At 42.4% G+C, this 18,926-nt stretch carries 26 protein-coding genes; 10 read left to right on the top strand and 16 right to left on the bottom strand.

The annotated features are described in order from the left end of the window. Positions 1 to 141: 141 nt before the first annotated feature. Together MKY10_RS10925 and ilvA are read right to left on the bottom strand one after the other, a co-directional pair. Positions 142 to 393 (bottom strand): DUF2535 family protein, encoded by a 252-nt coding sequence (locus tag MKY10_RS10925; protein WP_004399020.1) that lies wholly within the window; start codon positions 391 to 393, stop codon positions 142 to 144. 85 nt (positions 394 to 478) lie between these two features. After that, positions 479 to 1,747, bottom strand: coding sequence for a threonine ammonia-lyase IlvA (ilvA, locus tag MKY10_RS10920; protein ID WP_014480067.1), 1,269 nt, complete (start codon positions 1,745 to 1,747; stop codon positions 479 to 481). A 248-nt stretch (positions 1,748 to 1,995) separates the two neighbouring features. Between ilvA and MKY10_RS10915 the strand changes: the two genes are divergently transcribed. Both MKY10_RS10915 and MKY10_RS10910 read left to right on the top strand, forming a co-directional pair. Further along, on the top strand, positions 1,996 to 2,991 hold the full coding sequence (locus tag MKY10_RS10915) for a sigma-54-dependent transcriptional regulator (protein ID WP_004399025.1): 996 nt from the start codon (positions 1,996 to 1,998) through the stop codon (positions 2,989 to 2,991). A 20-nt stretch (positions 2,992 to 3,011) separates the two neighbouring features. Further along, entirely contained in the window at positions 3,012 to 3,653 is a 642-nt protein-coding gene (locus tag MKY10_RS10910; RefSeq protein ID WP_339226450.1) for a hemolysin III family protein, read from the top strand. Between the two features lie 39 nt (positions 3,654 to 3,692). On the opposite strand, the gene MKY10_RS10905 is transcribed toward MKY10_RS10910, so the two are convergent. The 10 genes from MKY10_RS10905 to MKY10_RS10860 all read right to left on the bottom strand — a co-directional run bounded on the left by MKY10_RS10905 (position 3,693) and on the right by MKY10_RS10860 (position 12,014). After that, positions 3,693 to 4,313 (bottom strand): hypothetical protein, encoded by a 621-nt coding sequence (locus tag MKY10_RS10905; protein WP_014480070.1) that lies wholly within the window; start codon positions 4,311 to 4,313, stop codon positions 3,693 to 3,695. Then, entirely contained in the window at positions 4,314 to 4,820 is a 507-nt protein-coding gene (dfrA, locus tag MKY10_RS10900; protein WP_014480071.1) for a dihydrofolate reductase DfrA, read from the bottom strand. It lies immediately after the preceding gene. A 142-nt stretch (positions 4,821 to 4,962) separates the two neighbouring features. Then, on the bottom strand, positions 4,963 to 5,496 hold the full coding sequence (locus tag MKY10_RS10895; RefSeq protein ID WP_014480072.1) for a phosphatidylglycerophosphatase A: 534 nt from the start codon (positions 5,494 to 5,496) through the stop codon (positions 4,963 to 4,965). A 17-nt stretch (positions 5,497 to 5,513) separates the two neighbouring features. Further along, positions 5,514 to 6,125 carry a YpjP family protein gene (locus MKY10_RS10890; protein ID WP_031600609.1) on the bottom strand — a complete coding sequence of 204 codons (612 nt, stop codon included), beginning with the start codon at positions 6,123 to 6,125 and terminating at the stop codon, positions 5,514 to 5,516. 259 nt (positions 6,126 to 6,384) lie between these two features. Beyond that, complete coding sequence (locus tag MKY10_RS10885; protein ID WP_014480074.1) at positions 6,385 to 7,158, bottom strand: class I SAM-dependent methyltransferase; 774 nt, start codon at positions 7,156 to 7,158, stop codon at positions 6,385 to 6,387. Between the two features lie 41 nt (positions 7,159 to 7,199). Further along, positions 7,200 to 7,634, bottom strand: a complete 435-nt coding sequence (brxA, locus tag MKY10_RS10880; protein ID WP_014480075.1) for a bacilliredoxin BrxA — start codon at positions 7,632 to 7,634, stop codon at positions 7,200 to 7,202. Between the two features lie 106 nt (positions 7,635 to 7,740). Beyond that, positions 7,741 to 9,417 carry a dihydroxy-acid dehydratase gene (gene ilvD / locus MKY10_RS10875; RefSeq protein ID WP_009967560.1) on the bottom strand — a complete coding sequence of 559 codons (1,677 nt, stop codon included), beginning with the start codon at positions 9,415 to 9,417 and terminating at the stop codon, positions 7,741 to 7,743. A gap of 288 nt (positions 9,418 to 9,705) precedes the next feature. After that, on the bottom strand, positions 9,706 to 10,839 hold the full coding sequence (locus MKY10_RS10870; RefSeq protein ID WP_014480077.1) for a conserved virulence factor C family protein: 1,134 nt from the start codon (positions 10,837 to 10,839) through the stop codon (positions 9,706 to 9,708). Between the two features lie 59 nt (positions 10,840 to 10,898). Continuing rightward, positions 10,899 to 11,516 carry an Mn(2+)-dependent (deoxy)ribonucleoside pyrophosphohydrolase gene (gene hdhQ / locus MKY10_RS10865; protein ID WP_014480078.1) on the bottom strand — a complete coding sequence of 206 codons (618 nt, stop codon included), beginning with the start codon at positions 11,514 to 11,516 and terminating at the stop codon, positions 10,899 to 10,901. A 15-nt stretch (positions 11,517 to 11,531) separates the two neighbouring features. Beyond that, complete coding sequence (locus tag MKY10_RS10860) at positions 11,532 to 12,014, bottom strand: glutathione peroxidase (protein WP_014480079.1); 483 nt, start codon at positions 12,012 to 12,014, stop codon at positions 11,532 to 11,534. A gap of 341 nt (positions 12,015 to 12,355) precedes the next feature. Here MKY10_RS10860 and metA point away from each other — a divergent pair, with 341 nt between their 5' ends. The 4 genes from metA (at position 12,356) to cspD (ending at position 15,082) form a co-directional block, all read left to right on the top strand. Further along, positions 12,356 to 13,261, top strand: a complete 906-nt coding sequence (metA, locus tag MKY10_RS10855; RefSeq protein ID WP_014480080.1) for a homoserine O-succinyltransferase — start codon at positions 12,356 to 12,358, stop codon at positions 13,259 to 13,261. A 230-nt stretch (positions 13,262 to 13,491) separates the two neighbouring features. Continuing rightward, positions 13,492 to 14,640 (top strand): diglucosyl diacylglycerol synthase, encoded by a 1,149-nt coding sequence (locus MKY10_RS10850; RefSeq protein WP_003246153.1) that lies wholly within the window; start codon positions 13,492 to 13,494, stop codon positions 14,638 to 14,640. A 79-nt stretch (positions 14,641 to 14,719) separates the two neighbouring features. Next, positions 14,720 to 14,866: a hypothetical protein gene (locus MKY10_RS10845; protein WP_120028300.1), complete on the top strand. Its 147-nt coding sequence runs from the start codon at positions 14,720 to 14,722 to the stop codon at positions 14,864 to 14,866. A gap of 15 nt (positions 14,867 to 14,881) precedes the next feature. Beyond that, complete coding sequence (gene cspD / locus MKY10_RS10840) at positions 14,882 to 15,082, top strand: cold-shock protein CspD (RefSeq protein WP_003230776.1); 201 nt, start codon at positions 14,882 to 14,884, stop codon at positions 15,080 to 15,082. 51 nt (positions 15,083 to 15,133) lie between these two features. On the opposite strand, the gene degR is transcribed toward cspD, so the two are convergent. Continuing rightward, complete coding sequence (gene degR / locus MKY10_RS10835) at positions 15,134 to 15,316, bottom strand: transcriptional regulator DegR (protein ID WP_003230774.1); 183 nt, start codon at positions 15,314 to 15,316, stop codon at positions 15,134 to 15,136. A gap of 155 nt (positions 15,317 to 15,471) precedes the next feature. Between degR and MKY10_RS10830 the strand changes: the two genes are divergently transcribed. Then, positions 15,472 to 15,741, top strand: coding sequence for a DUF2564 family protein (locus tag MKY10_RS10830; protein ID WP_004398863.1), 270 nt, complete (start codon positions 15,472 to 15,474; stop codon positions 15,739 to 15,741). A gap of 27 nt (positions 15,742 to 15,768) precedes the next feature. Here the strand turns inward: MKY10_RS10830 and MKY10_RS10825 are convergent, their stop codons facing one another. Together MKY10_RS10825 and MKY10_RS10820 are read right to left on the bottom strand one after the other, a co-directional pair. Next, positions 15,769 to 15,951: a zinc-finger domain-containing protein gene (locus MKY10_RS10825; protein ID WP_004399003.1), complete on the bottom strand. Its 183-nt coding sequence runs from the start codon at positions 15,949 to 15,951 to the stop codon at positions 15,769 to 15,771. After that, a complete protein-coding gene (locus tag MKY10_RS10820) occupies positions 15,944 to 16,624 on the bottom strand; it encodes a ribonuclease H family protein (RefSeq protein WP_021481511.1) in 681 nt (226 codons plus the stop codon). Before MKY10_RS10820 ends, MKY10_RS10825 begins: the two co-directional genes overlap by 8 nt. Before the next feature lie 82 nt (positions 16,625 to 16,706). Here MKY10_RS10820 and MKY10_RS10815 point away from each other — a divergent pair, with 82 nt between their 5' ends. Genes MKY10_RS10815 through sspL form a run of 3 tightly spaced genes read left to right on the top strand, consistent with a single transcriptional unit; the run spans position 16,707 to position 17,964 of the window. Beyond that, positions 16,707 to 17,396: a queuosine precursor transporter gene (locus tag MKY10_RS10815; protein WP_048655125.1), complete on the top strand. Its 690-nt coding sequence runs from the start codon at positions 16,707 to 16,709 to the stop codon at positions 17,394 to 17,396. Beyond that, positions 17,396 to 17,794 (top strand): reverse transcriptase-like protein, encoded by a 399-nt coding sequence (locus MKY10_RS10810; protein WP_015251853.1) that lies wholly within the window; start codon positions 17,396 to 17,398, stop codon positions 17,792 to 17,794. The genes MKY10_RS10815 and MKY10_RS10810 overlap by 1 nt, the downstream gene beginning before the upstream one ends. Positions 17,795 to 17,835: 41 nt before the next feature. Beyond that, complete coding sequence (sspL, locus tag MKY10_RS10805) at positions 17,836 to 17,964, top strand: small, acid-soluble spore protein L (protein ID WP_003218255.1); 129 nt, start codon at positions 17,836 to 17,838, stop codon at positions 17,962 to 17,964. A gap of 7 nt (positions 17,965 to 17,971) precedes the next feature. Here the strand turns inward: sspL and exnP are convergent, their stop codons facing one another. Next, a complete protein-coding gene (exnP, locus tag MKY10_RS10800) occupies positions 17,972 to 18,862 on the bottom strand; it encodes a 5'-3' exonuclease ExnP (RefSeq protein ID WP_048655124.1) in 891 nt (296 codons plus the stop codon). Positions 18,863 to 18,926: the final 64 nt, after the last annotated feature.

Genomic DNA, 18,926 nt, shown 5'->3' with positions numbered 1-18,926 from the left:
CCACCCTTTCCAGCCATCATAAAAACGCTTTCTAAAACCGTCCTTACTGTCCCATGTTTGTATTCGATACTGAGCAAAAAAAATCCTGCATGCCTCCCATTAACGATTACAAAGGAGGGCATGCAGGTAAAAAACGGCATGTTACGCGTTGTGCTTTAACACCTCTTGATGAAATACAGCCTGATAATCTGCCCACTTCATCCGGCGCTTCATATAATGTCGGAAAGAATACACTTTTGCCCTGCTGTTTGATGAAAACACTTCTTTTAAGTAGAATTGCAAATGGTGATGTAACATAAAGAAATAGTGCTCATCTTCCTTTAATACAGGTATTTCTGTCACTTTCACCTGAATCCCGTCACCGCGTTTGAACTCTAGGCTTTTGAGTAACAAGCTATCAATCCTCTTTTTTGTTTTTCTTCTATTATATATGATGCCAGCCGGGCTGTCTGTCATTTTGCGCGGTTGTGTAAAAAAATTAGATCAGCAAATGGAACAAGTCCTCATCCTTGTTCACCTCTACATAATGAAACGGTTTTTTGTTCATCCGTTCAATCAGCGGCCCATAATCGGCTTTGTTCTGCAGCTCGATGCCGACAAGAGCAGGTCCATTGCTTTTATTATTTTTCTTCGTATATTCAAATCTTGTAATGTCATCATTCGGCCCGAGGACTTCGTCAAGAAATTCGCGGAGCGCCCCCGCTCTTTGCGGAAAGTTGACGATAAAATAATGCTGAAGACCTTCAAAAATCAAGGAACGCTCCTTCATTTCCTGCATTCTTCCGATATCGTTATTGCCCCCGCTTACCACACACACCACGTTTTTCCCTTTAATTTCATCCTTGTACAAATCAAGCGCTGCGACAGAAAGAGCTCCAGCCGGTTCAGCAACAACCGCACATTCGTTATATAATTCAAGAATGGATGTACATACTTTTCCTTCAGGCACAAGGAGAATGTCATCAACGACAGTTTCCAGCGTCCGGAAGGTTTCCTCGCCAATTTTTTTAACAGCCGCACCATCTACAAACTTGTCAATTTTATCAAGTGTGACGACATGCCCAGCTTTGTTTGATTCAAAGTAGGATGCCGCTCCCGCCGGCTCAACAGCAATTACCTTTGTATCAGGAGACACGTTTTTCAAATATGTACCTACCCCAGAGAGAAGGCCGCCGCCTCCGACACTTGCAAAAAGAAAATGCGGTTCTGTATCAATGTCGTTTAAAATCTCGACTGCGAGCGTTCCCTGTCCGGCCATCACATCCGGATCATCGAACGGATGGATAAACGTCCGAGATTCCGCCTCACAGCATTCAGCAGCGCTTTTATACGCGTCGTCAAACGTATCGCCTGTCAAAATAATATCGATAAATCCTTTTCCGAATAGTTCAACTTGAGATACTTTTTGTCTCGGTGTAGTAGACGGCATAAAAATTTTCCCGTGAATGCCAAGATGTTTACACGAAAATGCCACACCTTGAGCGTGGTTTCCGGCACTTGCACACACAACTCCGTTCTCTGTCTGCTCGCTGGAAAGCTGTTTCATTTTATGATAAGCCCCTCTGAGCTTAAAAGATCTGACAACTTGCAAGTCTTCGCGTTTTAAATAGATATTGCATTCATATCTCTCAGAAAGTCTGTCATTCCTCTGCAAAGGTGTGTGAATGACAACGTCCTTTACGTTTTGGTGAGCCTTCAAAATGTCTTTCACTTGGATGAGAGAGTTTTCTTTAAGCAACGGTTTCATGTACAGATTCCTTTCTTGTTTTAAATCCCTATTTAATATGCCATTATAACATGAATATTCAAAAAATAAGACAATTATTTTTATTTAATAATTAAAAAAATACAGACTATGTCCACCACATCTTGTGGTAACTTCTGTTCAACCATTATCCTGCAGAGCCAAGAAAAAAGATGATCGTAAAATAAAGGGTGTTTTCAACCAAAAGGCATGATATAATGAAACCAATTAGAACCAAAAGGAGCCAATTGATGAATAGTGCACCAAAACTCAATACATTTCAACATCTAATCGGAGAACATCAAACTTTCCTGGAAGCGAAGCGAATCGCCAAGCAGTTCTCGTTATCGGAGCTTCCTGTCTTAATAACAGGAAAAATCGGAACAGGCAAAAATCACTTCGCACATGCCATACACTTGGAATCTTCGAGAAGCAATGAACCGTTTATAAGCGTCAATTGCAGCACCCATTCGGAAGAAACCCTTATTCATGAGCTTTTTGGCCCTAACGGAAACACAGGTGTTTTTCAAAAAGCGGTACGAGGAACCCTTTTTCTTGATGATGTATGGCGCATGCCTGCTTCTGTACAAGCTCAGCTGTTAAAAGCGCTTGATTCAGACACGGAGAAACCGCGAATGATCTGTGCTTCTGCAGACCGATCCGTGGAACATACATTCAGGCAAGACTTATTCTACAGACTGAACATTTTAACGCTCACACTGCCCGAATTATCGGAACGAAAAAGCGATATTCCGCTTTTGACACAGCATTTTCTCTCAAATTCCGGTCAGCAATTGTTAATCGATCCCTCCGTTTTTCCCGTGCTTGAGAAGCATGCATTTGAAGGCAATGTCAGGGAATTAAAAAACGCTGCAGATTATATGGCGGCAGTATCAAGCGGGGGAACGATTCAGCCATATGACCTGCCGCCGTATATTAGAGGCACGATAGACGGAAAAACGTCGAAGAAAAAAGCGAAACTGCTTACTTTAATGGAAAAAGCTGAGTTTTTGTTTATTTTGGAAACAATAAAAGTATTGAACGAAAAAGGAGAACCTGCCAGCAGACGGATCATTTCTGAACACAGCAAAAATACCCAAACCTCGTTAACTCCTCAGCAGGTCAGAAGCCGTCTCGACTATTTGGAGAAAAAAGATTATGTCACCAAAAGCCGCGGACGCGCAGGCACAAAAATTACCTTTGAGGGCTTGAGCTTTATAGAGACGTTAAAAAATCAAATGATCTAGCGATCGAAAGGAGAATGTACTTGTTTACAATCAAAGAAGAGATCGCCAATGCGATTACACACGGCATCGGTGTCCTCTTATCCATCCCAGCATTAGTGTTTCTAATCATATTTGCGGCTAATTACGGGTCTGCATGGGACATTGTCAGCTTTACAATATTCGGTGTCTCTATGCTGCTGTTATATTTGAGTTCCACCCTGCTTCACAGCATCACACATAAAAAAACGAAGGACATTTTGGAGATTATTGATCATAGCGCGATTTACGTACTCATCGCCGGAACCTACACGCCTTTTTTGCTTGGGCCGCTGAAAGGCACACTCGGCTTTACCCTGTTGGTTATCGTATGGTCACTTGCCCTAGGCGGAATCGTTTTTAAAATTTTCTTTGTGAAACGGTTTATCCTATTGTCAACCTTCGTGTATTTAGTCATGGGGTGGCTGATGATTATTGCAGTTAAACCTTTATATGTTTCACTGAGCGGAGCGGGATTCAGCCTCCTTTTTCTCGGCGGCATTTTATACTCTGTCGGGACCATCTTTTACATTTGGAAAAAGATCCCCTTCCATCACGCCATTTGGCACAGCTTTGTATTGGGCGGGAGCGCCGCCATGTTTTTCTGCGTGCTCTTCTATTGTGTAAAAGTGCCGTTCCTTTCGTAACAGTAACAGAAAAGCGCAGTCTTAACGACTGCGCTTTTTTTATGCACGTAATTGTTTTTCATTGGCAGGTATATAAGCTTTTGAAAAGGACAATTCAATGTCTGCCGGTTTTAAGCGTTTAAAAAACGAGCCCTTTTGCATGTTATCTGTTCCTTTCGTTTCCACCATCACCAACGGAAGATGATAGCGGGCCGCAAGTTCTACAGGATCAATAGAACCATCTAGTGAAAGAATCAGGCTTTGTCCCTTTTCCAGCTGTTTTGTCACATCTTCATATACCTTTTCTGAATCACCGTCTGAAATCACATCCATCCGATCCAGCCATTGCCCGATAAAAGGCAAGCGGAACACTTTTGGGTTGGCGATAAAGCCGGCCGGTTCCTCAATATATCCAGCAATTAAGGCCAGTTCAGCCAAATGCAAACGGGGATGCACATACAAAACAGGACCGTGTGGTATTGGCTCTGGCTGATGGATCGTCACAACTGAACCGGATATGCCGATACAGCCTTCCAAAAACGCCTTTGGCTGTTCGTACACAAGAGTCATCTGTTTTTTGTATGATAGACGGGGATCGAGCATTGTTTGATTAAATAATTGTTTCATATTTTTTAACAGCATATACACAATATAAACCACCAGAAGGCTGTAGCGAACCAATTAAAATCCTCCCGCTTTAGAAGAATTCTTTTTTTCATACATTAGAAATTCGTAATCATACGGGTTTTTTTCGTCTTTGATCCCCTGCTCAGAAGAAACCAGCTTCCAATTGGATTCATCAAATTTAGGGAAGTGACGGTCACCCTCAAACTCGTGATGAATTTTCGTCATATACAGTCTGTCCGCATAAGGGAAAAGGTCCGTATAGAGCTGAGCCCCTCCGATCACAAAGCATTCTTCAGGGCCTGAACAAATGTCCAGTACATCCTTTAATGAACCGACAACCGTGCATCCCGGAAATTCTGAAGACGGCGCTGAGGTAACGACAATATTTTTCCGATTTGGAAGCGGACGTCCGATCGATTCAAATGTTTTTCGGCCCATAATGATTGAATGGCCCGATGTTACTTTCTTAAAGTATGCAAGATCATTGGGCAAATGCCACGGCAAATCATTGTCTTTGCCGATAAGCCTGTTGGCATCCATCGCAAAAATGAATGAAATCATACGCTTACCGCCCCTTTTTGCTCTAAAACATGTCTGCATAAATCCTTAAACTGTTTCATTTTTTTCATCCTTTAAAAGTAGTCTTCTAGTAGTGTAACACAATAAAAAATCATTTCTGAACCCAGAAATGATTTTTTTATAGTCAGCTGACGACAGGCTTTTCATCCTGTTCTTTTTCTTCATCTTGCAGATCCTGATGCGTATGTGCAATTCTGCTCGCCGCTGCTGCAGCAAGAGCTGCCACAATATCATCCAAAAAGGTGTGAATACCGTCTGGACTTTCATCAAGTTCCTTAATAATTCCAATCTTCTCTTTATCCAAATAACCGAAATTGGTCAAACCGATCGACCCGTACACATTAACGATGGAAAGCGGGATAATTTCATCTATGCCGTAAAGCGGTTCATCCGTTTCAACAAGGTGCTGCAGCGGTTCGGGGAGAAACTTCTGTTCTGCAAGCTGATCGAGTGCAAGGCCTGTCAAAACAGCATGAATAATTTCACGTTTGTTCAGGACTTTTTCTACATTCTCCATGCAAACACTGAGCGGCAGATTTGGATTGTATTTTTCCTGAAGTTTTTGAACAATCCGTGCAATATCTTCTATCATAACGCCCCGTTTGTTCAGCATATCCTTTGTTATATCGACCATTTCATTCATTGTGTACTTTTTCATGTCTAATGGCATCTCCTTTAGGCACTCATCCAGTTGGGAGGCGTGTTGCGGTCCCAGTAAATACTCCCAAGCTCATGATGTGATTGAAATCCATCTTCTGCTGTATGATAATGAAAATTAAACCAGTAGCCGTCATGAGGCGGGTGGTCTCTTCGCACATGGAATCTGAGAAGATCTTCTCCAGTTGTCCGATTGTAAACGTTGAAAATTTTTTCCGTTTTGCCCGCTGAAGGCATGCTTGAGATCACAACATCTTGGTACGCCTCATCATCTTGCAATGTCGCTAAATAATCACTAATCACTTTTTCGATTTTTGGCAGGATCTCTTTCCGATAGTCATCCTCAATGACAGGAGCGATTCTGCTGCCGAATTTTAAAAAGGACTGATCCTCAGCGCTGTCAAGGAGCTGTTCCTTGTACGATTGAAAAAGCAGTTCAGGATCTCGCCTGTCATCCGACTCATCATCGTACAGGTCATGCTCATCATAAAAAGCGGTGTAATCATTCTGCTCAAGACTGCTCGGCTGTCCGGAAGGCTTGTCCGCCATAAGGGCAGCCGGAGGAGATACGAGCCCGAACGTTACAATGGTAAATAAAACCACAAGGGTCTTTCTCATCCACAATTTCATGACTGCTTATTCCTCTCTATTTTATTGTCATGTTTCTCTTATTTTAGCACATCCAAAACATGCAAGTCATGTACTATATGAAACTGATATGCAAATTAGGAGATTCGTTGCTATGCACTTTGTGTAAAAACGCTTACAATATTCCATGAAAGGAGGCTTTCCGCATGATTGACGCTCTGTTTGCCACAGTTTCACTCTTAACATTGTTATACTTTGTCGTCATGGAGGTCACCGATTAACAGAAAGCCCGTGATATGAATCACGGGCTTGTTTGAATGACGCCATAATGGAACAGTGCTGTTTTTCTTTTCATGACGTTAAAACCAAACTGTTCAAATCGCGGGCTTTTCCAGTGGTCTTTTAGCACAACGCTTTTTCTGGCGACTCGTACCGCTTCATTGATACATCCTTCGTGCAAAACGGAATCCTCTGCCAAATCACGTAAAGGCGCGATGCCGTCAGAGGTCTCTACAGGTTCATGAAACATTGGATCGAAATAAACCACATCAACAGAGTTGTCAGGAAGCTGCTTGATGTATTCTAAGCAATCACCATTCTTCACCTGGATTCTTCTCATCGCAGCTTGAAGCTCTTCTATACCCGTTTCCCATGAATGCAGCCCCATCCTCACTAAAACAGACACAAGATGGTTTTTTTCAATCCCAACAACAGAACCCGTTTCGCCTACTGCCATACTTGCGATAATGGCATCTGACCCCAGCCCGAGTGTGCAATCTAAAAACGCATCCCCTTCAGATAAGCCGGCAGCCCGAAGCATAGGCTCTTGCTCTCCCTGTAAGAAGCGTTTGGCTCTGAACATCGCTGTATTCGGATGAAAAAAGAATTTGGCACCTTGTTTCGTATACAGCTCAAACCGCTCTTTGCCGACCACTAGCAAATCACGTTCAGCTGACTTCAACAGGTGTTCAACCGTTTGTTTATTCCGGCCGCAGTATGGCATATTTAGCTCTTTAGAAAGCTGCTTTGCAGTTTTTATGGTGTGTTCAGACGGTCTATAGCTTGTTGTTATCATCTTCTGTACTCCCAAAAAGAAAATGCCCGGAGAACGGGCATTTAGCAGTGCGCATCGAAGGCAGCAGTCAGATTTCTCATAATTTCTTCCATATCGTGTCCTTCAATTTCATGACGCGGAATAAAATGTACGACTTCTTTGCCTTTCAAAAGAGCCATTGATGGTGAAGAAGGCTCCTGGCCAGTAAAATACTCACGCATTTTCGCAGTAGCTTCTTTATCTTGGCCCGCAAAAACAGTCACCGTATTGTCAGGTGTTTTGTCATTCTGGAGGACTGCCTGTGTAGCCGCAGGACGCGCAAGGCCTGCCGCACAGCCGCATACAGAGTTAACGACTACAAGAGTTGTGCCCTCTGCCTTTTCCATAAAGTTTTCTACTTCTTCCGCTGTTGTTAACTCTTCAAAACCTGCTCCAGTCAGCTCGCGGCGCATCGGTACGACAAGCTGGCGCATGTATTCTTCATAAGCCATTGACATAAAAAAAGCCCCCTCTAGTATCCTTCATCTGAAGTAAAGGATACTATAGAGAGGGCCGGATTTCAAATGTTCACGCCTTAAAATAAAAGAAAGTGTCCCCAGCTGTCTAGATTTTCATAATACCGCCGGTGTTGGCACTCGTCACAAGTTTAGAATAACGTGCCAGGTAGCCGGTTTTCACTTTCGGTTCAAAACCTTTCCAGTTCGCTTTTCGTTTTTCCCACTCTTCTTCTGGCACTTGTACATCCAAGATACGTTTTTCAATATCAACGATAATATGGTCTCCGTTTTCAACAAAGGCAAGCGGCCCGCCCTCAGCTGCCTCAGGTGATACGTGGCCGATTGAGAGGCCACGGGAGGCTCCGGAAAAACGTCCGTCCGTAATCAATGCCACTTTTGGTCCGAGTCCCATTCCAACGATTTGGGATGTTGGCGCCAGCATTTCCGGCATGCCAGGTCCGCCTTTTGGCCCTTCATATCTGATGATAACAACGTCGCCTTCTTTTACTTTTCGGTTGATAATGCCGTCAAGCGCCTCGTCCTGAGAATCGAATACGACAGCCGGCCCTTCGTGTCTTGTAATCCCATTCTGTACGCCGCCTGTTTTAATGATAGCGCCGTCCGGAGCTAGATTACCGAATAAAACAGCAAGGCCACCCTTTTCAGTGAATGGTTGATCCAGCGGATGAATGACGTCATAATCCTTTACTTCATGTCCGGCAATGGTTTCTCCAAGAGTTTTTCCTGTAACAGTCAGCGCATCTAAATGAAGCGCTCCTTCTTTCTTGGAAAGCTCATTCAGAGCCGCTGACACGCCGCCCGCTTCATGAAGATCTTCAATAAACACATCCGATGCAGGCGCCAGCTTGGCCAAGTGCGGCACGCGCTCAGCGACTTCGTTAATGCGTTCTAAAGAGTATTCAACGCCGGCTTCGTTTGCAAGGGCAAGCGTATGAAGAACGGTATTTGTAGAACCTCCGAGCGCCATATCGAGTGCAAACGCGTTATCAATCGCTTTTACTGTAACGATATCACGCGGTTTGATATCTTTGCGAATCGTTTCCATTAATTGCGCAGCCGATTTTCTCACAAACTCTTTGCGTTCCGGAGATGTCGCCAGAATGGTTCCATTACCCGGCAAGGCAAGACCAAGTGCTTCTGACAGACAGTTCATTGAGTTCGCCGTAAACATGCCTGAGCAAGACCCGCACGTTGGGCATCCGAACTGCTCTAGTTCTTGAAGCTCGTTTTCGTTGATTTTCCCTGCTTGGTAGGCGCCTACCCCTTCGAATACTGAGGAAAGGGAGATTTTTCGCCCGTCACTTGTTCTTCCTGCCGCCATCGGTCCGCCGCTGACAAAAATCGTCGGAATGTTGATGCGCATTGCCGCCATAAGCATTCCCGGTGTGATTTTGTCGCAGTTCGGAATACAGACCATTCCGTCAAACCAATGTGCGGATACAACCGTTTCCACAGAGTCTGCGATAATTTCACGGCTTGGCAGCGAATATCTCATACCGATATGCCCCATTGCGATACCATCATCTACCCCAATGGTATTAAATTCAAACGGAACGCCCCCTGCTTCTCTGATTGCTTCTTTTACGATTTTCCCAAACTCCTGCAAGTGAACATGACCGGGAACGATATCAATGTATGAATTACACACCGCAATAAACGGCTTGCCGAAATCCTCTTCTTTTACTCCTGCTGCACGAAGCAAACTGCGGTGCGGAGCTCTATCGATTCCTTGTGTGATCATATTACTGCGTAATTCTGCCATGGTGATCCTCCTAAATTCTTTCAATTGTTTGATTGGATTTTATTTTGACAATTTTCAGTTTATTTATGGGCTGTTTTTGCAAATAAGATAAATACAGGCCGCCCTCACCTTGTTTTGTTCTTTCGTGTTTTTATATTTATATAGCTTTCTTTCGATTTGAACCCTCCAACTATTAATATTGTTACTTACTATAAATAGTTTTCGGATATTTTTCAACAATATTCGAAATAATTTTTATAAAAAGTGAATTCAAATAAAAAAGGTGCATGATCTGCACCTTTTTTATTTCTATTCGCCTTTTTTTCTGCTTTCCGTCATTTGTTTCCAAACAGAACCTTTTGCTTCTTCTCCATGCTCAATACGTTCAAGCGCCATTTTGACTTGAAGGCTGACCTCAAATTCGGGGTCATCTTCGGCAGCGCGCAAAGCTTCAATTGCACTTTCATCCCCGACTTCATACAGGAACATGGCCGCACGCCAGCGAACAAGCTTGCTGGAGTCGCTTAACGACTTGATCATAGCGGGAATGGCTTGAGGATCGCCGATATCAGACAGGCAGTCTCCGGCCGTTCTTCTGACTGATACAGCTTTGTCCTCAAGTGCTTTATACAATAGAGGAAGAACATCAGGTGTTTCAATCATCCCTAAGTACACAACAGCCTGTCTTCTGATGGACACCTTTGGATCATCCAATGCCTTCTGTAAAACCGGGATATCCTCTTCTTTCGGATCCATCTGTTCCAAGTGTGCATAACGCTTTTTCCAGTCCTCATCATCCAGCATATCAAGCGTTACTTTATACGCTTTGCGCTGTACAGTTTGTTTTGCTTCGCCCTTTCCTTGAGCGGCTGCTTCAGTCAGTCGTTTCAGCCGTTCATCACTGTATGCCGCCTGAAGCTCTTCTGTCACGTCATGGCCGATTTCATCAAAGTCACCGAATCTGACACCTTGTTCTTTCCAAGCCCGCTCAAACACAACATTGGAAGCTTCAGATCTAAGTTTTAAGATCGCCTGCTGAAAGCGTTCAGGTAAGCCGAAGCGTTCTTCCCGCTCTCCATCGGTTAATTTAACTTGCATAGGAATGCCGCTGAACATCTGCACAAAAACTTTTACCTCTCCAAAAGATTCTTGATCAGAACGATTTTCTTCTCCGCTTTCAGCACTTTCCATCCCAAATGCAGTGCGGACTTGCGGTAATATGTCTTTCCAGTCGTATCTTGCATTCCGTTCAACAGCAAGAAAATCTGCGACGTGATATACCCCTTTAACTCCATCTATTTTAAGAATTTCCTCTATAACAGGCGGTGCGCCTTCTGCTTGCTCAGGTTTATAGTTATTGCTTTTGCCCGCCGGAAGCTCTTCCGTTAAGATGACTTTCATTGTATTCGGGCTTGGTGTAGGTTCAATTGATTTTATCTTCATGATCGTCCTCCTATAGCATATCTGTGACTTATTCTATCATAGTCGCTCCAAGCCTTCTATTACGACGTTTTGGCATCAATCCCGGGTATTTCTTTTTCTAATTGGCGGACAAACTGAAGCATAAAATTGTGTCTTTCTTCTGCCAGTTCCCGTGCAGTGTCTGTATTCATCATATCTTTCAGCCGCAACAGCTTATGAAAAAAATGAGCGTAGGCGCTTTGCTCATCTCCATAAAGGCCATGCCCTTTTGCGCCCGCAAACATGAAAGCTCTCGCAATGCCGACAGCACCAATCGCATCAAGTCTGTCAGCATCCTGTACGGCTTTTCCTTCAATTGAGAGCGGCTCCTTCGCCAATTTCCCCCTGTCCCGAAAGGACATCCTTGTTATAATATGAATCACCCTGTCAGCATTATCTTTTCCTACTCCGAAAAAAACGAGCTGATCATATACTTCGCTCACAGAAAGCCTGACCGTGTCAGGCAGCTTCACATCAATTAAATCATGAACCAAAGCCGCCGTTTCAACAATGAACAAATCCGCTTTTTCCTTTTCTCCAATATACGCTGCAAGATCTGCTACTCTTGATACATGATGCCAGTCATGTCCAGAGCTTTCGTCAGTCAGGATAGATTGAACCCATGTCCTGATTTGCTCTGCCTGCTTCAATTCCTTCATAAAAACACCCTCTTTTTATTGCTCTAATAGCTTCACGATATCGTTTTCCAGCTCTTTCGGATTTGTATTTGGTGAATAACGGCCAACGATTTCTCCATTTCTATCCACTATAAATTTCGTGAAATTCCACTTGATCGCCTTAGTTCCCAGCATCCCTTTCGCATGTTCTGTCAAATACACAAACAGCGGGTGGGCATTTTTCCCGTTTACATCCACTTTTGAAAACATAGGAAATGTAACACCGTAATTTGTTTCACAAAATTCCTGTATGTCAGCCTCTTCATCAGGCTCTTGGTTCATGAATTGATTGCAGGGAAACCCTAAGATCTCCAGCCCCTCCTGCTGATATGTATCATATAATTCCTGCAGCTGCTTTAATTGGGGAGTAAAACCGCACTTACTTGCTGTATTCACGATCATCAGTACCTTTCCCGCGAAAGGCTGAAGTGTCATGTCTTTCCCTGTGATTGTACGTACCTTCATATGATAAATAGACATGTAAGTCCCTCCTATGTCCCTGGTGCTGATTATTTTACCTTTTTTAAATCGCAATTCAAAATGTAAACATCAATTAAGAACTCATAAGAAACCTAACGATATGAGCGTCCGTTCATTATCAATTCATATCGCTCATTTTTTATCTTATCATTCTATAAAACATTACAATTCCCTCTGACATCTTTGAAAATCATTTTACTGTGAAACCAAAAGGCGTGTCAGTGCGTTTTATTTAAAGAGTTTTCTGTTGTTTCCCCTCAACACGTATAGATAGATTGAAAATTGGCGTGAAAATTCCTATAATGAAGAAAATTAAACGGGGAAATAATGGAGGTGGCACGTTGCCTATTAATATACCAACACACCTGCCGGCAAAACAGGTGCTTGAAAGTGAACAGATATTTGTAATGGATGAAAGCAGAGCATTTCATCAGGATATCCGGCCGCAAAAAATTATTATATTAAATTTGATGCCGAAAAAAATCCAAACAGAGACTCAGCTTCTCAGATTGCTTGGAAATTCGCCTTTACAGGTTCATTTCACATTTTTAATCCCAAGCACACACACGCCGAAAAATACTGCGAGAGAACACCTTGACGAATTTTACACGACTTTTTCCAATATCCGTCACAAGAGGTTTGACGGCATGATTATCACCGGTGCGCCGATCGAGCATTTGGCGTTTGAAGAGGTTTCATATTGGGAAGAGCTCAAGGAAATCATGGAGTGGAGCAAAACAAATGTCACTTCAACCTTGCATATTTGCTGGGGTGCTCAAGCAGGTTTGTACTACCATTACGGTGTTGAAAAAATTCAAATGCCGAAAAAAATCTTCGGTGTGTTCGAACATACCGTTCTTTCAAAACACGAAAGATTGGTAAGAGGTTTTGACGAGCTATACTACGTGCCGCATTCCCGGCATACAGATATAAATATGGAACAGCTTCAAGCAGTGCCCGATTTAAACATTCTTACCGCATCAAAGGAAGCCGGGGTTTGCTTAATTGTGTCAAAAGACGAAAAACAAGTCTTTTTGACAGGGCACCCTGAATATGATACAAATACGCTTCTTCAAGAGTATGAAAGAGATTTGGAACGAAACCTTTCTACTGTCGAGGAGCCTAAACATTATTTTGCAAAAGGCAGCAACGAGCCAGTGAATCGCTGGAAAGCGCATGCCACATTATTGTTTATGAATTGGCTGAATTATTACGTTTACCAAGAAACTCCTTATGAATGGGACTAATTTTTCTTTTTTTAGTGATACGCTGAGCAAAAAATATGATAAAATACATCTGATTCAGTCTGCGTATAACAAAAATTTAAAATACTGGAATCCAAATCATTTAAAATTAGCTTAACTTTTTCACTGCATTAATAATTCGATTATGTATTTGTGTTATGTTTATGTATAGACAATAACTCCTTACGATGCATGAAGCTTGCTTGTTGTTGATTACATTGAGGTGAATTTACTTGAATACCAATAAAAGAGTATTAATTTTGACTGCAAATTACGGAAATGGACATGTGCAGGTAGCCAAAACACTTTATGAACAATGTGTACGGCTCGGCTTTCAGCATGTAACAGTTTCTAATTTGTACCAAGAGTCAAATCCGATTGTTTCAGAGGTAACTCAATACCTTTATTTAAAAAGCTTCTCAATCGGGAAACAGTTTTATCGTTTGTTTTATTACGGAGTTGACAAAATCTATAATAAACGTAAATTCAATATTTACTTTAAAATGGGTAATAAAAGATTGGGCGAACTTGTCGATGAACATCAGCCCGATATTATTATTAATACATTTCCGATGATCGTCGTGCCGGAATACAGACGCCGAACTGGAAGAGTCATTCCTACCTTCAACGTTATGACTGATTTTTGTCTTCATAAAATTTGGGTTCACGAAAACGTGGATAAATATTATGTGGCGACAGATTACGTGAAGGAAAAACTGCTGGAGATCGGCACTCATCCAAGCAATGTAAAAATCACAGGAATTCCAATCAGGCCGCAATTTGAAGAATCCATGCCGGTTGGCCCGATATATAAAAAGTACAATCTTTCACCAAACAAAAAAGTGCTTCTGATCATGGCAGGTGCCCACGGTGTATTAAAGAACGTAAAAGAGCTGTGCGAAAACCTTGTCAAGGATGACCAAGTGCAAGTGGTTGTCGTGTGCGGGAAAAATACGGCTTTAAAAGAATCTTTGAGTGCGCTTGAGGCGGAAAATGGTGACAAATTAAAAGTTCTGGGCTATGTGGAGCGCATTGATGAGCTATTTCGGATCACAGATTGCATGATTACCAAGCCCGGCGGCATTACTTTGACAGAAGCCACAGCCATTGGAGTGCCTGTCATTCTGTACAAACCCGTGCCTGGCCAGGAAAAAGAAAATGCAAACTTCTTTGAAGACCGCGGAGCTGCCATCGTTGTGAACCGTCATGAAGAGATTCTCGAATCAGTCACTTCCCTTCTTGCAGATGAAGATACCTTGCATCGCATGAAGAAAAACATTAAGGACCTTCATTTAGCAAACTCCTCTGAAGTGATTTTAGAGGATATCCTGAAGGAATCAGAAATGATGACTGCCAAACAAAAAGCCAAAGTGCTATCGTAATGGCGTACTTGAGAGCATACGAAAATCGTGTGCTCTTTTTATTTATATTCAGCCATCAATAAAAGCGGTTACATTTTTTATGGAACTTGCCCTTCTTTTGAAAAATAAGCCGTTTCGCAACTTGACGGGTGCTCCCAGATGGTGTATAGTTGAACCATCATTTAACAATGAATCAAAGTTAAATGATGACAAAATTTTTTTTAGCACATGGGTGCTACAGTACTAGGAGGAATTAAGCAATATGCAAAACGGTAAAGTAAAATGGTTCAACAACGAAAAAGGATTCGGCTTCATTGAAGTTGAAGGCGGAGACGATGTATTTGTTCACTTCACAGCTATCGAAGGAGATGGATACAAATCATTAGAAGAAGGACAAGAAGTTTCTTTTGAAATTGTCGAAGGTAATCGTGGACCTCAAGCTTCTAATGTTGTAAAACTCTAAACTCAATACATGATGATGAGATGACAAATAGAGGAGAGGCATTCGCCTCTCCTATTTGATTTTCATCTGGATTTCAATCGCCAAAATGTTTTGTTTACACCTCTGTTCAATCTCTTCAACATACTTTTCCATTGATGGTTTTCCTTTTTTCGCGATATCCGCCAGTTCTTCTAAATCACTGTATATTTCTATAAATGTTTTGTGAAGGATCAACTTCAAGTCTTTATCATCCATAGCTGCGTTCCCCTTCTCTATCAAGATACCTCAAATAGTAAAACGGTCCTATTTATTCTGGTTCAATAGTTATATCGGCTTATTTTTATTTTCTTTTCTATTTTGGTACATAAATTTCAAAAAAACTCTGCAAAATAATGGCGGAGGTGTTTTTGGTGACTTCAGAATTTCATAATGAGGATCAGACTGGCTTTACGGATAAGCGGCAGCTGGAACTAGCGGTGGAAACAGCGCAGAAAACAACAGGAGCTGCGACGAGAGGCCAAAGCAAAACATTAGTTGACTCTGCATACCAAGCCATTGAGGATGCTAGAGAACTGTCACAATCTGAAGAGCTGGCAGCTCTCGATGATCCTGAATTTGTAAAGCAGCAACAGCAACTGCTAGATGACAGCGAGCATCAGCTGGATGAATTCAAAGAATAAAAACCGCAGCTTCTGCGGTTTTTATTTTTAGTGATTGGTTAAGACATCTCCGTATTGTTTCAGCTTTTCACCAACCGTACATTTATTGATACAAAATGAATGCGCATAAGTTTTGCCAAATTCTTTGCGAAACTGCTTCTTAATAAAACAGTCCTTGCAATATTCATCGTGCAGTTCTGTCAGTTCTTTAAAGATCATTTTCTTATCCAATATCGTCATCTCCGTTACGGTCTAATTTCGTGTGGCTTTCTACGAATTGATGGGATAGAATTTTTTTAGCGAGGCCGTCAGCTTCCTGATTGTCTTTTCGTTGTATTGTTTCGTAGGTTGGAGTAAGCTTCAGCGATTCAAGGAGTGCTTCTATTTTGTCAAGCCATTCATTATGAGATGGATCATAACAAGGCCAGCTGCCGTCAAGCTGATTCAGCACAACAAGCGAGTCCCCTTTGATTGTAATTGAATTTCTGCTTGCCCCAAGCTCTCTTACTTCTCTTATTGCTTCATAAAGCGCTGCGTATTCAGCTTCATTATTGGTTTTCAGCCGGAAGCTTTTATTTTTTCTCAAGCGATGCCGGATTCCTCCCAATGAATAATAGATGACGATCCCGAGACCGGCCAGTTCGCTCTCCTTATCGAAACTGCCGTCAAAATAAACAGTAATGTCATCAGGCTCTTGAGCAAGCTCCTCTGTCAGCTTTTCCAATTCCTTCAGCGTCCAGCTGCCGCCTTTCTCGTCTTCGAACTCTAGCTCTTTCATGTATGGAAAACGTCCAAGTTCTCTGGCGAGCATACGTGCCTGCTGTGCTGTCAGCCAGTCTTCGCTAAAAAATGAGACGGATCCTGTTCCTTTTGCTTCTATTTTCAAATGCGGTCTGAGCTTCATTACAATCACCTTACCATTCATTAGTTGCCGGGCTTATGCTATAATCAAACCAATCTTACCCCGGAAAGGAAGCTTTTTCATCTTGTTTAATAATTCGTTTTGGATCTTTTTTGCGATCATTCATTTTATCATTGTTCTTTTATTTTATAAAGGATTTGGCAAAATGGGACTGTTTGTTTGGATCGGTTTTGCGACAGTCTGCGCCAACCTCCAAGTCGTCAAAACAGTCGAACTGTTTGGCTTAACAGCGACACTCGGGAATGTGATGTATGGCACAATCTTTTTTGCGACAGATGTGCTGAATGAAAAATACGGACCAGCTGAAGCCAGAAAAGCGGTATGGCTCGGATTCTCAACGCTCCTGACGCTGACATTTGTCATGCAGGGCGTGCTGCTTTTCGAACCGGCTTCCAGCGACATATCACAAACAGCGCTGGAAACGATCTTCGGATTCCTTCCGCGAGTTGCGTTAGGAAGTCTGCTTGCCTTTATCTTCAGCCAAACGCTGGATGTTTATGTATATTCGGCAATTAAAAGGATATTTCCTTCTGATCGGCTTTTATGGCTCAGAAACGGCGGCAGTACAGCAGTCAGCCAGTTGTTTGATACATTCATATTCACTGCAGTCGCCTTTCTCGGCATTTATCCGGCAGGCGTGTGGCTTCATATTTTTATTTCTACATATTTGATTAAGTTTGCGGTATCTTTGATTTCATTGCCTTATGCTTATGCAGCCAAAAAAATGATACCTAAAGATGAAAGGAGTTCATAATGCCTACAGAAATATACGTAGACGGCGCAAGCGCTGGTAATCCCGGACCTTCCGGTATCGGCATTTTTATCAAACATGAGGGAACAGCAGAATCCTTCTCTATTCCAATCGGAGTGCATACAAATCAAGAAGCGGAATTTCTTGCATTAATTGAAGGGATGAAGCTATGTGCAACGCGCGGGTATCAATCGGTTTCCTTTCGAACCGATTCAGATATTGTGGAACGCGCCACTGAGCTTGAAATGGTTAAAAATAAAACGTTTCAACCGTTCGTAGAAGAAATCATCCGATTAAAAGCGGCATTCCCTCTTTTTTTCATCAAATGGATACCGGGCAAGCAAAACCAAAAAGCCGATCTTCTGGCAAAAGAAGCGATTCGGCTGAATGAAAAGAATTAAATCTTGATCATTGGTTCATCCTAATGGCGAGGTGAACTAACATGAAAAAGAAAGATAAAGGCCGGCTGACCGGCGGTGTTACTCCGCAAGGCGACCTGGAAGGCAATACACATAATGACCCTAAAACAGAGCTTGAGGAGAGAGCAAAAAAAAGCAATACAAAACGCTAGAGAAGATCTAAACGATCTCTCTAGCGTTCAGCTTTTCAAGCATACGCTCAATTCCTTTGATTTGGTGGCGGCGAAGCATGTCAGCCGCCTGCTCCATTTGCAAAGTAAATAAAGCGTCTTTCAATGTGCAGGCCAGCGGCACTGAGCAATGAATTTCCGCAAGCTTCCTCGACATCTCCAAATCGCTTAAACCTTGCTGAATTTTTCCCTGCTGTCCTTTTGGAAGAAGAGAAAGATTTCCCAATAAATGGTCAATCGTTTCGTATTCACGAATCAGTTTGTAGGCTGTTTTTTCTCCAATCCCTTTGACTCCGGGATAGTTATCACTGGAATCTCCCATAAGCGCTTTAATATCAATCAAAGCCTTCGGCATTACGCCTGTTTCTTCATAAAAAGTCTCTTTTGTATAGACTTTATAATTTCCGATTCCTTTTTGAAGCAAAGCAACGCTTACTTTATCCGTTAACAGCTGAAGTAAATCTCTGTCTCCTGTTACGACCGTAATGTCCGCTTCATTCGCAAATAAATCGGCAAGAGTACCGATACAGTCATCCGCTTCATAGCCGGCAAAGCCAATATTCATAATTCCAAGCTCTGCGGCTGCTTCCTTTGCCAAATCAAACTGCGGAATCAGCTCCACAGGCGGCGCGCTGCGGTTAGCCTTATAATCTTGGAACAAGTCATTTCGGTACGTTTTGCTCCCCATGTCCCAGCAGCAGACGACGTGTGTCGGCTGGAATGTTTCCACAGCTGTAATCAAATGCTTTAAAAAGCCGTTGACGCCGTTCGTCGGCACCCCGCTGTCATTTATCATAAAGTTGCGATGTACGGCCGTGGCAAAAAAGGCCCGGAATAAAAGAGCCATGCCGTCAACCAGCAATAGTTTATTATTATTCATCAAATAACTCCCTTTTCTTTCATTCCTTCTATTTTATCATAAAGCAGCCCAAAAATAAAAAACA

Origin of the sequence: Bacillus sp. FSL P4-0290 (assembly GCF_037975435.1) — a bacterium.
GTDB classification, from domain to species: domain Bacteria; phylum Bacillota; class Bacilli; order Bacillales; family Bacillaceae; genus Bacillus; species Bacillus subtilis.
Note: the sequence above shows the minus strand (reverse complement) of the source record. Positions and strands in the feature narration are given on the sequence as shown.